This window comes from Leucobacter chromiireducens, assembly GCF_051993095.1.
Lineage (GTDB): Bacteria > Actinomycetota > Actinomycetes > Actinomycetales > Microbacteriaceae > Leucobacter > Leucobacter chromiireducens.
The window spans coordinates 2,083,055-2,098,127 of the sequence record NZ_CP197024.1 but is presented as its reverse complement, the minus strand read 5'-3'; the positions used below and the strand labels follow the sequence as shown (position 1 = coordinate 2,098,127).

The following is a 15,073-nucleotide window of genomic DNA, read 5'->3' as shown; positions in this document are numbered from 1 at the left end:
GCGCTAACATCTGATGGAGGTTAGGCAATACGAAAGATTGAACATCTGACCTAAGTAATGTTAGCCTAACCTTCGTGTTTTTCGTCAACGGCGGGCGTCGCGCCCGCACCCTTCGATTTGGCGTGGCTGCACTCGCCGCGCTCCTCGCCGCGAACCTTGCCGGCTGCGCCCTCGTGTTTGGAGATGCGCCGAGCATTGCGGATACGAGCCTCGCGAGCACCGAGAGTCCGCGCCTCCTGGAAGGACCGGAGACCGCGCTGCTCGACAGCCCGGACATCGCGGCAATTACGGACAACCCCGAGCCGCAGCTGCCCGTCACCTTTACGGGACTGGACGACGTGGCCGTCGAGATCACCGACACGAGCCGCATTCTCGCCCTCGACGGCACCGGCAGCCTTGCCTCGGTCGTGTGGGCCCTCGGCTTCGGCCCCAACGTCGTGGGGCGTGACCTCACCACCGGCTGGGAGTCGGCAAAGCACCTGCCGCTCGTGATGGACAATCACACGCTGAACGCGGAATCGATCCTCGATCTCAACCCCACCCTCATCCTCACGGACTACTCGGTGGGGCCGTATGACGTCCAGCTGCAGATGCGCAACGCCGGGATCCCGGTCGTCTTCTTCGACGGTGCGAAGGACATCGACGACATTCCCCGCTTGATCGGCGACGTGGCGTCCGCGCTCGGTGTCCCCGAACTCGGGAAGCAGTACGTGGGCGACTTCACGAAGCGGCTCGACGACACGATTGCGCGGATCGCCGCGATCGCACCCGAGGCGGAGGCCGACAAGGTGCGCACGGTGTTCCTGTACATGCGCGGCCGCGCCGGCGTGTACTACATGTACGGCAACAACCCGGACGGCTCCACCGGCATCGCGGGCGTGCTCATCGAACAGCTCGGCGCCATCGACGTCGCGGGGGAGGAGAACTGGACGAGCGGCAACCTCACCGCCGAGGGACTCATGAACCTCGAACCTGATCTCATCCTCATGCTGACCCTCGGCCTCGAATCCGTGGGCGGGATCGACGGCCTGCTGAACGTTCCCGGTGTTGCACAGACCCCGGCGGGGGAGCGGCGGCGCGTGGTGGACATGAGCGACTACGAGATGTTCACCTGGGGGCCACGCACGCCCGACGTGCTCACCGCGCTCGCGGAAGCGATTTACCACGTCGACCTCGACACGGTCGAGCTGCCCGAGGAGGCCGGCGCATGAGCCGCGTTGAGACGGGGCCAGTGACCCTGCCCGAGCTGCCCCGCGTACTCGACTACGGCCAGACTGCACTTCCGAAGCCCAAGCGGGGCCGCGTCACGATGCTCTTCCTCGTGCTCGGCATCGGCCTCGTCGTCGCGACCGTGCTCGCGGCCGCACTCGGCCAGATGCAGATCCCGGTGGTCGAGGTGATCGGTTCGCTCTGCCGAAAGGTGGGCTTCGCGTGCGGTGCTGATGCGGTGCACCCCAACGCTGATGCCGCGCTATGGGAGGTGCGCTTCCCCCGCGTGGCGCTCGCGGTGCTCGTCGGCATGGCGCTCTCCTCATCGGGCGCGATTATGCAGGGCGTGTTCGGCAACCCGCTCGCCGATCCGGGCATCATCGGTGTCTCCTCGGGCGCCGCGGTCGGCGCGAGCCTCATGATTGTCACGGGACTTGCCGCGGGCTCGAGCCTCGCGATCCCGGTCGGCGCTTTTGTGACGGGCGTGCTCACCTCGCTGCTGATCTACTCGATTTCGCGCTCCGGCGGAAAGACTCAGGTCATCACCCTGATCCTCGTCGGTGTCGCGGTGAACGCGTTTGGCGGCGCCGCGCTCGCCCTCATGACCTTCGCGGCAGACATGAACCAGCGCGAGCAGATCGTGTTCTGGCAGATGGGCAGCCTTGCCGGCTCGCTCTGGCCCCAGGTGGCCACGGTGCTGCCGCTCGTGATCCTCGGCCTCGCGCTCGCCTTCATGATCGCTGGCAAGCTCGACCTGCTGAGCCTCGGAGACGACGCGGCGCGCCACCTCGGCCTGAACATCGAGCGGCTGCGCATTGGCGCCATCATGATCGTGTCCGTGCTCACCGCGGCCGCGGTCGCCTTCGCCGGAATCATCGGCTTCGTCGGACTCGTTGTGCCGCACGTCATCCGCATGATCGTCGGCCCGGGCCACCGCGTGCTCATCCCCGCAAGCGCGTTGGGCGGCGCACTGCTGCTCGTCGTCGCCGACACGTTCGCTCGCACGGCGGTGCCGTACGCGGAGCTGCCGCTCGGCATGCTCACCGCGATCATCGGCGGACCGTTCTTCTTCTTCCTCATCCGCGCGACCTCGCGGAAGAACGGGGGCTGGCTGTGATCTCGATCAAGCGAAAGGCGCAGCAGGCGCCCGCGCCCGTTCCCGTCGGGGAAACGGTGCTTCGCGCACGCGGTGTCTCGGTGACGCTTGGTGGCACCCGGATCGTGGAGGGTGTGGACTTCGATGTGCGCGCGGGGGAAGTGCTCGCGATTCTCGGGCCGAACGGCGCCGGGAAGTCGACGCTGCTCGGTGCGCTCGCTGGGGATCACGCCTACGGCGGATCGGTCGAGCTCGTCGGCCGCGAGGTCAGCGATTGGCCCAACCGAGAGCTTGCGCTGCGCCGGGCCGTGCTGCGCCAGAGCAATTCGGTGAGCTTCCCGTTCCCCGTGGTCGACATTGTGAAAATGGGTCGGGCGCCGTGGCAGTCGATCACCACGGTGGAAGACGACGATCGGATCATCGCTGAAGAGCTGCTCCGCTCGGACACGTTCCGTTTCGCGGAGCGCACGTACACCTCGCTGTCTGGTGGCGAGCGCGCGCGCGTGGCCTTGGCGCGCGCCATGACGCAGCGAACGGGGCTGCTGCTGCTCGATGAGCCGACCGCGGCGCTCGACATCAACTATCAGGAGCAGGTGCTCGCGATCGCCCGCCGCACGGCTCGGCACGGGAGCGCGGTCGTGGTGGTGCTCCACGACCTTGCGGCGGCCGCCGCGTACAGCGATCGCGTGCTGCTCCTGGCCGACGGCACGATGCGCGCCTGTGGCGCTCCCGCCGAGGTGCTCACCCCGGAGCTGCTCAGCGAGGTCTACCGCCACCCCGTTCGCGTGTCGCACGACGCAGACGGCGCGCTCTCGATCACGCCCGTTCGTTTCCCAGATGAACAGTCAGCTGAGCTCGGCGGGCAGCCGGCTCCTCCGTCATCGTCCACCCCCAGTGAGAGGACTCACCCATGACCGCCCACCACTCACCGCACGCCGGTGCGGCCCGCAGACCCCGCGCGGGGCGCAAGCTCGCGGCAGCGCTGATCCTGCCCCTCCTCGCGGTGGCCCCGCTCGCGCTGGGTGTCTCGCCCGCGCAGGCGGCATCGCGCGTTGACGTTGCTCCTGCGCCCGCGGCCGATGGGCCGACGACCGTCACATTGAGCGGCAGCGGATTCCAGTACCAGCCGAACGCGCCCGGTGGCGTGTATGTGTTCTTTGGTGCGGTGGCCGACCCGGCAACGAACGCGTGGGCGCCCAGCCAGGGCGGTCGTTCCGGCGAGACCTTCGCTTACGCGGGCACCGACGGCGCGCGACTGCTCGTGGCGTTCCAGGGCGGCAGTTCCGCGAGCGAGGCGAACGGGCAGATCGACGCGAACGGCAACTGGAGCACGCAGATGACGATCCCGGGCTCGCGCTTCACCGCGAGCTTCGGGAACCCGCACGAGGGCGCGCAGGGCAACGGTCAGGAGATCGACTGTCTGCAGGTGCAGTGCGGCATCATCACGATCGGCGCGCACGGTCTCGTGAACGCGAACAACGAGTCGTTCACACCCGTGAGCTTCGCGTCGGCTGATGGTCAGCTGCAGGCCGGCGCTGCGCCCATCACCGATTTCGGCAGCGGCTCCGGTGACGCGAGCGCGGCCGCCCCCAGCACAAACGACGCCGCAACTCGGATTGACGTTCCCGGTGCCGCGGAACAGAACGCGGAATCGGGTGCGGACAACACGGCAGAGACCCCCGCTGCTGCCGCCCAGGTCGCGGAGCCCACGGCCGCAGACCAGACACTCACCTGGGCGATCATCGGTGTGCTGGGAGCTGCCGTGCTGGCGCTCCTCACCTCAGTAGTGCTGGTCACCATGAAGCGGCGACGGGCGCGGCGCGCGGTCACATCGGCCGCCGTTCCCGTTGCGGGTCCTGATGCGGGTGGCGCACCGCTGAGCGAGGCCGGCACCGTCACTGGCGGCGCGAGCGCCGCGGTTCGGGCGGAGGCCACGCTGTGAGCCGGGGTCGTGCGCGGCGCGCAGCGCGCAGCCTGAGCCTGGGCCTTGCCGCGGCACTCGTTGCGCCGCTGGCGCTGCTGGTCTCGGCCGGTGCGGCCGAGGCCGCACCGCGAACGAACGCACTCGAGCCGCAGACGCTCAGCGCGGTGAGCGACGTGCCAGCGGGCGCCACCGAACTTCGTTCTGGGCAGCTCGACTGGGGGGTGCGCGGATCGATTCGCAGCTACCTCGAGAACTTCGGGCACACGGAGGGGTACGTCGCGTCCTACGACGGTGCCCGATACCGGAAGGGTGATCCCGCCGCGCACTTCCCGCTCGCCGCGGGCTGGATCGACGAGCAAGAGGACACCGCCCACCTCGAGTTCACTGGGCGACTGCGCATGCACGGTTTCGGCCAGTCGTGGCTGCACTTCGAAAACGTGCGGCTTGATATCGCCGCCGGTGAGGCCAGCATCACGGTGGACATGCGGGAGAGCTTCGGCACACCCAAGCGCACCGACGATCTCGTGCTTGCGACCTTCCCGCTCGTGGGGGAGGATCCGGTTCGTCTGGTCGACGGGGTCGCGCAGATCTTGAGTGAAGATGGGACCTTCCCCGCCGAGATCGGCACGAACCACCTGCCGCGCATGGACGGGCAGGCGACCTACGGCGGCGACAACGCGTACACCGACCCGTTCTCACTGACCGTGCGGACGAGCGCCGACACCGGTGGCACCCCGGATCCCGATCCCGGCACGACGCCCGATCCTGGCACGAAGCCGGATCCGGATCCCGGGACGAAGCCGGACCCGGATCCCGGCACCGATCCGACCCCCGTGACGCCCACCCCCACGGCGAAGACGCCCCACGGCGAGAGCAGTGCGACGAACGCCGCGGGTGCAGCGCTCACGGTGAGCCCGGCGTACGGACTTGCTGATCAGAATCAGCGGCTCACGCTGCGCGGTACAGGCTTCCCGACCACGGGCAGCGACGGTACGAACTTTGGCGGGCTCTACGTGCTGTTCGGCTGGGTCGACCCCGCGGCGGGCCAGAACTGGGGCCCCGGGAACGGCGGCGCATCGGGCCGCACCTTCACGTACACGCAGGACATCGAGCCCCAAGGCACGTACCAGAGCATGGTGAGCTACCCCGGAAACGGCACGGTGCCCGGCTTCCCCACGATGTCGGCGGATGGCTCATTCGAGATGGAACTGCCGATTCAGTCGTCTCGTTTCGAGAGCCAGCACGGCATCAGCGTGGACTGCTACGAGATGCAGTGCGGCGTGCTGCTGATCGGCGCGCACGGCAAGCAGAACGCGAAGGGCGAGATCTTCGTTCCGGTTTACTTCACGGACTCCGCGGAGGAAACCGGTACTGCGAAGCCGGAACTGCCGGCTGTCGCGCCGCCGACGGCGAACCCGAACGTGGCGCAGGCCGCGGGCGGCGCGCAGGGCCAGGCGGCCGGGCTCGGCGTCAACGGTGGGCTCGCTGCCGCGGGTGCGCCCGAACTCGCCCGCCTCGCGCTCTTTGGCGGCGTGCTGCTCATCAGCGCTGGCGCGCTCGGCGGCGCCCTACTGTTCCGTGCGTCGAGGCGCACCACCTCACTCACACCGCCCACCCCGATCGGAGTTTCGGCATGATCCCCACCATCAGCACCCAGCATCGCGGGACGGTGCGGCCCGCCGCACGTGTCGCGGCTGCCCTTGCGCTCGCGGGCGTCCTGTCATTCGGCGGCGCCGGGGCAAGCATCGCCTCGGCGGCTGCGCCCGCGCCCTCCGGCAGCTCCACCGGCACCGGTGTGAACCAGAAGGTCGGCGCAGCGAGCCCCACGCTCACGGTGAGTCCCGCGGTGAACCTCGATCCCGATCAGCCCAGCAGCGTCACGCTCACGGGTGCGAACTACGCCACCACCACCGGGGGCGGGGGCACCCTGGGCGGCGCGTACACGCTGTTCGGGGCGATCACGCTGAAAGACGCGAAGGATTCGGGCAGCTGGGCGCCGACGAAGCGCGGCGTGAGCGGCGTGAACTACGACTATGCCGGTGAGGCCGGCCTCTACCAGCTGATGGTCAACTACCCGGGGAACACGACTGAACCGGGGATGCCGTACATGGATGTCAGCGGGAACTGGACCCTCCCGAATCACGCGATTCCGGGTGCGCGCTTTACCTCGCAGGCGGGCAACACCATTGACTGCCTCGACGCGAACACGCAGTGCGGGTTCATGACGATCGGCGCGCACGGGCAGCGCTCGGGAGGGGTGGAAGTGTTCACCCCCGTCTTCTTCGTGGGCGACGACCCCGGAGAGACCCCGGGCGTTGATCCGGGCACCGACCCCGGGACGGATCCCGGCACTGATCCGGGAACTGATCCCGGCACCGACCCGGGGATCGACCCCGGCACTGATCCGGGGACGGACCCTGGCACGACGCCCGGCGCCGATCCGTGCCTGATCACCGAGGTTCCGGCGGGCGCTGAGCGCACCGTCACCGGGACCGCGCTGTCAGGAACCGACGCCGTGATGAGCGTGACCCCCGGAAACTACCTGCCCTGCGCGGACGAGACCGAGGTGGTGCTCTCCGGCACCGGCTACGACCCCACGAAGCCGATCTACGTGGGCCTCGGCGCCCCCGCAGACCACACAAACCTTGAGACCTGGCGTCGGAGCGGCGGCGGCATGAGCGGTCCTGGCGACGACTACGACTACGGTGTGCCGCGCCTTATCGTGGCGAACGGCTCGCAGGATGCTGACGTTGCTGATGCGGAGATTGGCGCGGACGGTGCCTGGACGCTGAAGGTCACCGTGCCCGGGAAGGACGTGACGAGCTTCTTCGGCGGCACCATTGATTGCGCAACCGCGTACTGCGGCTTCTTCTCGTTCGGTGCGCACGGCAAGATCGCCGCGGCGAACGAAGCGTACGTGCCGGTCTTCTTCGGCGGGCAGAGCGACACTGATACGCCGCCGACCGGTCCCGGAAAGCCGGGTCCCGAGACCCCCGGAACGGTGACCCCGCCCGTTGTCCCCGGCACCGCGCAGCCCGCGCCGGCGGCGACGCCCGTGAACGCGGTACCCGCGAGCACCGCTCGCAGCACGGGCCTCGGGGTCAACGGCGGCCTCGCGCGAACCGGCGACTCCGAGTCCGCTCGCACGACGTTGATCGGCGGCGTGCTGCTGCTCAGCGCTGGGCTGCTCGGCGGCGCGCTGATCCTGCGCGGACGTAGAAACGCGGGGCCCGCCGGGCCGCACACCCGATAGCTCGGTTCCGCACGAACGGAACCGCCTCCGGGCCGAGAGCTTTCCCGGCCCCTGATCCGGCGCCACGCGCCACCACCGAGAGGAACACCACACCATGAGAGACACGCGGATGAGAGCCGGGGGCTCTCGGCGCGCCGGCGCCGCGGGGGTTGTGCTCAGCGCAACCGCTGCACTGGTGCTGTCGAGTTTCGGCGTGACGCCGGCGCTCGCAGCTCCCGGCGAGACCGTGACGGGCACCCCGTACTCGGACACGCAGGCCTACATGACCGTGACGCCGGGCACCCAGCTCGACCCGAGCGGTGCAAGCACAGTCACCGTGCGCGGCTACCACTACGATCCGAGCAAGCCGATCTACGTCGGCCTCGGGGAGAACCTCAGCCCCGAGACGCCGGAGCAGTGGCGCCGGAGCCAGGGCGGCTTTAGCGGACACGATGGCGACTACGTCTATGGCGTTCCGCGCCTCGTCGTTGCCAACGGTTCCGCTGATGGCGACGTGGCGGACTCCGAGATGGACGCGCAGGGCAACTGGACGATGTCGGTCTCGGTGCCCGGCAGCCAGTTCCCGAGCTTCTTCGGCGGCACCGTTGACTGCCTTGCCGGCAACGGCTGTGGCTTCTTCTCGTTCGGCGCGCACGGTCGTGTGCACGCTGGCAGCGAGGCCTACGTTGGCGTCTCCTTCGCGGAGCCCGTTGCTGACGTGGCACCGCAGATCACGGCGCAGCCCACGGACGCAACTGTTGCGGAGGGGAAGGACGCCCAGTTCTCGGTAGCCGCGACGGGCACCCCGGAGCCCACGTTCCAGTGGCAGCGCGCTGCTGCGGACAGCGACACGTTCGCAGACATCGCCGAGGCCACGAGCGCGAGCTTCGCGCTCGCTGGGGCCCAGGCAGCCGACACCGGTGCGCGGTTCCGCGTAGTGGTGACGAACGCGGCGGGTGCGGTCACGTCTGACGCAGCCACCCTCACCGTCACGACGGACACCGGCGGCGAGAACCCCGGGACCCCCGGATCCACGACCGGCTACGGCGTGAACCAGGCCGCGGGCGAGCCCCAGCCGAGCCTCACGGTGACGCCCGGCCAGGGGCTTGCTGCTGACGGTTCGCAGACGGTGACGCTGAGCGGCAAGAACTACGCGACGAGCTCGGACACGGGCAACGCGTTCGGAGGTGCCTACACGCTCTTCGGCGCCATCAAGCTGAAGGACGCGGCAGACCCGGGCAGCTGGGCTCCCACGAAGCGCGGCGTGAGCGGCGTGAACTACGACTATGCGGGTGAAGCCGGTGTGTACCAGCTGATGGTCAACTACCCGGGCAACTCGACCGAGCCCGGCATGCCTTACATGGATGCGAACGGCAACTGGACTCTTCCGGACCACGCGATTCCGGGCGCCAAGTTCACCTCGCAGGCGGGGCAGACCATTGACTGCCTCGACGCGAACACGCAGTGCGGGTTCATGACGATCGGTGCTCATGGGCAGCGCTCAGGCGGCGTCGAGGTCTTCACCCCCGTGCAGTTCGCCGACGAGCCCCAGGGCATTGCCCCCGCATTCTCCGCTCAGCCGGAGAACACGGAGGTCGCAGCGGGAGCCGACGCAATCTTCACCGCGACCGTGACGGGTACGCCCGAGCCCACGTTCCAGTGGCAGCGCGCGGCAGCCGGGTCCGAGGACTTCGCTGACATCGACGGCGCAACCTCCGCGACGCTCACAGTTGCGCAGGCGACCGCGGAGCAGAGCGGCGATCGCTTCCGTCTCATCGCTACCAACGCGGCGGGTTCTGTCACGTCGGCCGTGGTGACCCTCACGGTCTCTGTGCCGAGCGCGACGGCAACCGTCACGACGGTTGACTCGCAGCCGACCGGCGAGTACCCTCGCGATTTCGCGGGGAAGGACGTTGCGCTCCGCGCCGTGGTCGCTCCTGCGGCAGCGGGCACGATCGAGTTCTTCGCGGACGGCTCGTCCCTCGGGAGCGCAGCGGTGACCGACGGCGCAGCCGAACTCACCACGGCGACGCTTGCTGGCGGCGCGCGGAACATCACCGCCGTCTTCAGCCCCGCGAACGCCACGGAGTTCGCCCCGTCCACCTCGGGCGCGCGTGTGTTCCGCATTGTCGATCTCGAGCCTGCGGTGAGCGAGATCACCGTGGGTGACGCGGTGCGCGAGATCTCGGGCGCCGAGCTTCGCTGGTCTGTCGCGAACTACCTGAGCTTCGGCTCGGGGCCGGGCAAGGAGGTGCTCGATGGAGACGTGACGCTCGCGTCGGTCCCCGAGGGCGCAACCGCCGCAGAGCGCGCAAACCGCGCCTTCGTGTTTGCGAATGGTGTGGGCCACGAGGATGCTGCGGGCAACCGCGTCATCGACTTCTCCGGAGCTGTGCGCCTCACCTCGGGCTCACTGCCTCAGTGGAACTTCAGTGATCCTCAGCTCGTGATGAACGCAGCGGGCAACGGCTACCTCACGGCCACTGTTGACGGCATGTGGTTCGGCAGCGGTTTCGGTGGCGAGGACGAGGCCTACGGCCCCGAGCGCGTCGTCGTGCAGACCTTTGTGGGTGCCGAGCCCGCCGTGACTGAGGGTGTGACCGGCTTCACCGTCGCGCCGCTCTTCGAAGGACAGACCGCCGCGGGGACGTGGAGCGGTTCGTACACGGGCGCAACGCTCACGAACCAGTTCCTGCGCTTCGTGAACAGCAACGTGCGGTCGTACTTCCTGCAGTCGGGCAGCTCGTCTGACGCGACGAAGGCCGGCGCGCCGATTGGCGTGAGCTACGTCTCCGCAGAGATTCCTGCAACCGAGACCGCAACCGTGCTCGACGCGCAGCCCACCGGCTCGTACCCGACCCAGTTCGTTGGGGATGACGTCGCGCTGCGCGCCACCGTCACCCCTGCGGCCGCTGGTTCGGTGGAGTTCTTCGCCGATGGCGATTCGCTCGGCACCGCCGATGTCGTAGACGGTGCTGCGACGCTCTCCACCGCAAAGCTTGCGGGCGGTGCGCGCAGCATCACGGCAGCCTTCACCCCTGAGAACCCGGCGAAGTTCGCCCCCTCCACGGCGGGTGCGCGTGTCTTCCGCATCGTCGATCTTGCTCCCGCAGTGGGGGAGATCACGGTGGGTGACGCGGTGCGTAACATCGCGGGTGCTGAGCTGAACTGGTCGGTGGCGAACTACGTCAGCTTCCACTCCGGCCCGGGCAAGGAGGTGCTCGAGGGTGATGTGACGCTCGCCGAGCTGCCGGCCGAGCCGACCGTGACCGATCGCGCGAACCGGGCGTTCGTGTTCACCAAGGGAACGGGCCACGAGGATGCCGCGGGCAACCGAGTCATCGACTTCTCGGGCGCGGTGCGTCTCACCTCGGGCACGCTGCCACAGTGGAACTTCCGCGACCCGCAGCTCGTCATGAACGCGGCCGGCGACGGCTACGTGACGGCGACGGTTGACGGCATGTGGTTCGGCAGCGATTTCGATGGCGAGGACGAGCCGTACGGCCCCGAGCGCGTTGTCGTGCAGACCTTCCGAGGCGCTGTGCCCACCACGCAGGACGGCACGACTGAGTTCTCGGTTGCGCCGCTCTTCGAAGGCCAGACTGCCGCCGGCACGTGGATCGGCTCCTACTCGGGCGCAACGCTCACGAACCAGTTCCTGCGTTTCGTGAACGGCAACGTGCGGTCGTACTTCCTGCAGTCGGGCAGCTCGTCTGATCCGACGAAGGCGGCAGCGCCGATCGGTGTGAGCTTCGTTTCCGGAACCGCGCCCACGGCGTCCGCCGGAACCGGTGCGCGCGTCATCGAGGGCGAGGACATCGTACTCACGGCTGCGGCAACGGGCGATCCCGCTCCGACGCTGCAGTGGCAGCGACAGGTGGATGGCGACTGGACCGAGCTGTCGGGGGAGACCGATGTGACGCTCACGCTCGCAGCGGCCAAGCCCGAGGTTTCCGGCAGCTACCGTGTGGTGGCGACGAACGCACTCGGAAGCGCGTCGTCGGATGCTGTTGAGGTTGAGGTGCGCGCGAAGCGTGCTCCTCAGCTCGACGCGGCTCCCACCGCACAGAGCGCGGTCGAGGGCACGGACGCGACGTTCCGCGTTTCTGCGACCGGCACCCCGGAGCCCACCTTCCAGTGGCAGCTGCGTGCGCCCGAGTCGCTTCCCGCCGAGGAAACCGCTGAGGATGCACACACCGACGAGCCCGCCGCACGCGCGGCAGTGCTCGCTGCACCTGCCGACGAGTGGACGGATGTCGCGGGAGCGACCTCCGACACGCTCGTGCTCCAGCAGGTGGCGCTTGTCCAGAGCGGCACCCAGGTGCGCGTCGTGATCGACAACGGCGTGGGCGAGCCGATCGTCACCGAGCCGGTGACGCTCACCGTCACGGCAAAGGCGACCGAGCCCGGCACTGACCCCGGGACCGATCCGGGAACTGATCCCGGCACCGAGCCCGGCACCACGCCGGGCACCACCCCGGGCACGGGCGGCACCGCCCAGCCCGGCACCGCGAAGCCGGCCGGCGCACTCGCCGTGACCGGTGCCGCACTGCCGTTCGCGGCAGCCGGTGGCGCGCTTCTGCTGCTCGCTGCGGGGACGATTCTCGTCCTCCGCCGCCGCAGCACGGCGCACGCCGAGTAACACCCAGGGGTGGGGCGTCGATTCTGGCGCCCCACCCCCGCACCGACCACACCGCCCCGCACGGGGCCCAAGAGGAGAGCACTCATGAATCAGCTCGTGGACAGCCCCGTCGACGCCATCATCACCGAGACTGAGGGGCAGCCGCTTTCGGTGCGACTGCGGGCGCTGTCGCGCATCGGTCACGTCGAGGGCGAAAGCGAACCTCGCTTCGCGATTGCGTTTCTGCGGGGCGGATTGAACCGTGACGGGATTGCTGCCCAGGCGGCGCAGCACTACCTCATGTACGAGGCGCTCGAGCGTGCGGCAGCGACGCAGCGCGAGCGGCATGGCGCAGACTTCGTGTTCTGGCTGCCGGAACTTCATCGCCTCCCGTCACTTGCGGCTGACCTTGAGCACTGGCTCGGCGCCGACTGGCAGAACCAGGTATACGACCGCTTCGCGACGACCGGCATCATGACCTACGCGGCACGCATCGCAGAGGTCGCAGGCGAGTCCCTGCCGCACTTCGTCGCGCACCACTACACGAGGTACCTCGCAGACCTCTCCGGTGGGCAGATGATTGCCCGCATGTTCCGGGACAGCTACCAGACCGATGGTGATCTGGGCTCCACCTTCTACTCCTTCGCAGAGATCCCGGATCCAGTCGCATACAAGGAGGGCTACCGCGCGCTCGTGGATGGCGCCGGGTTCACCGCGGACGAGGAGCGCACGGTGCTCCGCGAGGTCGCCTCTGCGTACTGGCTCAACGGCGTTGCCGGCCAGGACCTTGAGGATCGCTTTGCTGAGTACTCGGAGCACGCAGCATGAGCCGGCTGGGACAGGCATCGCAGCGCCCGACGCGCTCCTGGCTGCGCGGCTGTGCCCTGGGAGCTCTTGCGCTCTCGATCGGGATCGGGGCGAGCGGCTGCACCGCCGCTGGCGCGGGCGATCAGGGGAACGAGGCGATTGCGGCTGCCGAGGCCGGTGCGGTCGTGGCGACCGTCCCAGTGAGCGAACTTTCTGGTGTCGACGGCGAGCTCAACGTTGGCCAGGAAATCCGAGTGCTCATCGATACGCCCGGCCTGGACTGGGACGTCTCGAGTGACGACACAAAAACTGTCCGGGTGATCGAAGACGCGCCACACGCGAACCCGCGCGTGGTGCGCGTGGTTGCCGAGGAGGAAGGCTCCGCGACGGTCGAGTTTGTGCCGAACGCCAGCGGAGCGGAGGACGCCGAGCTGCCGAGCGATCCGGAACTGCTGAAGCTCAGCGTGGGCGCGGAGGCTGCACAGTGAAGCGGACACTCCGCCCGGTCACCGGCGTCGCAGTGACGTGCGCGCTGAGTGCGGGGATCCTCCTCGCCCCGCACTCAGCGTGGGCGGTCTCGGATCCCAGCCTGCCGTTGCCCCATGCGCAAGCTGCAGTGCTTCGTGCGGAGGCCGAAGCGGTCGTGTCGACCACCGTGTCGGTGGCTGTGCCGCAGGTTGGCGATCGCGCCCGATACATTCTGGGGCAGTCTGGTCCCGTGACGGCCACGGTGAAGACCGTGCCCCAGGGGTCCGGGACGCAGGGCGGCGCTGAACCAGCTGCCGAGCTCGCGGGCATCGTCGAGTTCTTCGATGGGCAGCTCTCCCTCGGCAGCGCGAGCGTGACTGCGGACGCGACTGGCTCGGCGACCGCGCGCATCGACACCGACCGGTGGCCGGCGGGAGGCGCGCGTGAGGTCACGGCGGTGTTCACTCCCGCAGTGGGCACGCCGTTCGCCTCGGCCACGAGTGCGGCACGCACCTACCGCGTCGTCGACACCGCGCGGGTAGTCCCCGATGTGAACCTGACGGGGGAACCCGAATCCACGATCGACGGTGCCGAACTTGAGTGGACGATCGGCAATATTTGGTTTAGCAACTTCCGAGTCGGTTTTGAACGCTCGGTGATTGCGGGCGACGTGACGCTGCCGGACATCGTGAACCCGGGATCCGGAGCGAGCGATGCCGCGCTGCAGGCCTACTTCTTCCGTCCGTTCACTTTCGGGAGCGGTACTGGTGCACGTGATGCCGCGGGCAACCGTGTGGTCGAGTTTGCGGGAACCGCTCGTCTCACCTCGGGGAACGGCAACCTGTGGGACTTCGCCGCGCCGCACCTGCACATCGGGGCAGACGGATCCGGCTACATTACCGCCGAGTTCTCCGGCTTCTACGCTGCCGGGAACGCTCGTCAGGATTACCCGAGCAGCCGGGTCACGATCGCCACCTTTACTGGTGCTGAGCTTTCCGGCCCGGACGAGGACGGGCGCGTGGAAGCCACAATCCCGCTCTCCTGGACGGGGCAGGCCGCCGGAGCGGGAACCTGGTTCTACGACTACGAGGACTCGTTCCCGAACGAGTTTGTCTCCCTGCTGAACCCGCTCGTCGCTCCGTTCTTTGCACGGAGCGCGGTCGCGACCGACGACTCGAAGCGCCCGCACCCCGTGGTCATCCGCTTCACGGAGCACGCGGTCGACCCGGGGACCGATCCGGGAACTGATCCCGGCACTGACCCGGGCACTGATCCTGGGACCGATCCGGGCACTGATCCTGGGACAGACCCGGGTACTGACCCGGGAGTCGAACCGGGGACCGACCCCAGCACCGAGCCTGGAACCACGCCGGAGCCTGGCCCGGGAACCACACCCGATGCAGGGACGCCGACGGGTCCTGCCGTCCTAGCGCCCGCCGCGCACGAGGTGGCAGCCGCCGGGCCGAGCACGCTTGCGCGCACGCTTGCGCGCACGCTTGCGCGCACGGGAGCTGAGCCCTCGACCGCAGCACTCGCAGGTTTGGGGCTGGTCTTTGGTGCGGGCGCGCTCCTCGCGGCAGAGGCTCGTCGTGCGCGACGGTCGCGTGGCTGAGCTGACCCGCTCAGCCGAGGCACCCGCGGGGCCGCGTGAGCCGGAGCCGGGGGAGGACACCCTTTCCTGGCTTCTGCGCGGCCTCGAGGAATCGGCGGCCGGGG

At 69.0% G+C, this 15,073-nt stretch carries 10 protein-coding genes; all 10 read left to right on the top strand.

What is annotated here, in order from left to right; all coding sequences use genetic code 11:
- Positions 1-74: 74 nt before the first annotated feature.
- The 10 genes from ACR81A_RS09415 (at position 75) to ACR81A_RS09370 (ending at position 14,969) form a co-directional block, all read left to right on the top strand.
- Positions 75-1,211 (top strand): heme/hemin ABC transporter substrate-binding protein, encoded by a 1,137-nt coding sequence (locus tag ACR81A_RS09415; protein ID WP_440311662.1) that lies wholly within the window; start codon positions 75-77, stop codon positions 1,209-1,211.
- A complete protein-coding gene (locus ACR81A_RS09410) occupies positions 1,208-2,326 on the top strand; it encodes a FecCD family ABC transporter permease (protein WP_440311661.1) in 1,119 nt (372 codons plus the stop codon). The genes ACR81A_RS09415 and ACR81A_RS09410 overlap by 4 nt, the downstream gene beginning before the upstream one ends.
- Entirely contained in the window at positions 2,323-3,219 is an 897-nt protein-coding gene (locus ACR81A_RS09405) for a heme ABC transporter ATP-binding protein (RefSeq protein ID WP_337248902.1), read from the top strand. The genes ACR81A_RS09410 and ACR81A_RS09405 overlap by 4 nt, the downstream gene beginning before the upstream one ends.
- Complete coding sequence (locus ACR81A_RS09400; protein WP_440311660.1) at positions 3,216-4,247, top strand: hypothetical protein; 1,032 nt, start codon at positions 3,216-3,218, stop codon at positions 4,245-4,247. Before ACR81A_RS09405 ends, ACR81A_RS09400 begins: the two co-directional genes overlap by 4 nt.
- Entirely contained in the window at positions 4,244-5,866 is a 1,623-nt protein-coding gene (locus tag ACR81A_RS09395) for an HtaA domain-containing protein (protein WP_440311659.1), read from the top strand. The genes ACR81A_RS09400 and ACR81A_RS09395 overlap by 4 nt, the downstream gene beginning before the upstream one ends.
- Positions 5,863-7,482 carry a hypothetical protein gene (locus ACR81A_RS09390; protein ID WP_440311658.1) on the top strand — a complete coding sequence of 540 codons (1,620 nt, stop codon included), beginning with the start codon at positions 5,863-5,865 and terminating at the stop codon, positions 7,480-7,482. Before ACR81A_RS09395 ends, ACR81A_RS09390 begins: the two co-directional genes overlap by 4 nt.
- A 94-nt stretch (positions 7,483-7,576) precedes the next feature.
- Positions 7,577-12,103, top strand: a complete 4,527-nt coding sequence (locus ACR81A_RS09385; RefSeq protein ID WP_440311657.1) for an immunoglobulin domain-containing protein — start codon at positions 7,577-7,579, stop codon at positions 12,101-12,103.
- A gap of 84 nt (positions 12,104-12,187) precedes the next feature.
- Positions 12,188-12,910 (top strand): heme oxygenase (biliverdin-producing), encoded by a 723-nt coding sequence (locus ACR81A_RS09380; RefSeq protein WP_202381360.1) that lies wholly within the window; start codon positions 12,188-12,190, stop codon positions 12,908-12,910.
- Positions 12,907-13,377 carry a hypothetical protein gene (locus ACR81A_RS09375; protein WP_202381361.1) on the top strand — a complete coding sequence of 157 codons (471 nt, stop codon included), beginning with the start codon at positions 12,907-12,909 and terminating at the stop codon, positions 13,375-13,377. The genes ACR81A_RS09380 and ACR81A_RS09375 overlap by 4 nt, the downstream gene beginning before the upstream one ends.
- Entirely contained in the window at positions 13,374-14,969 is a 1,596-nt protein-coding gene (locus ACR81A_RS09370; RefSeq protein ID WP_440311656.1) for a hypothetical protein, read from the top strand. The genes ACR81A_RS09375 and ACR81A_RS09370 overlap by 4 nt, the downstream gene beginning before the upstream one ends.
- The last annotated feature ends 104 nt before the right edge of the window (positions 14,970-15,073 follow it).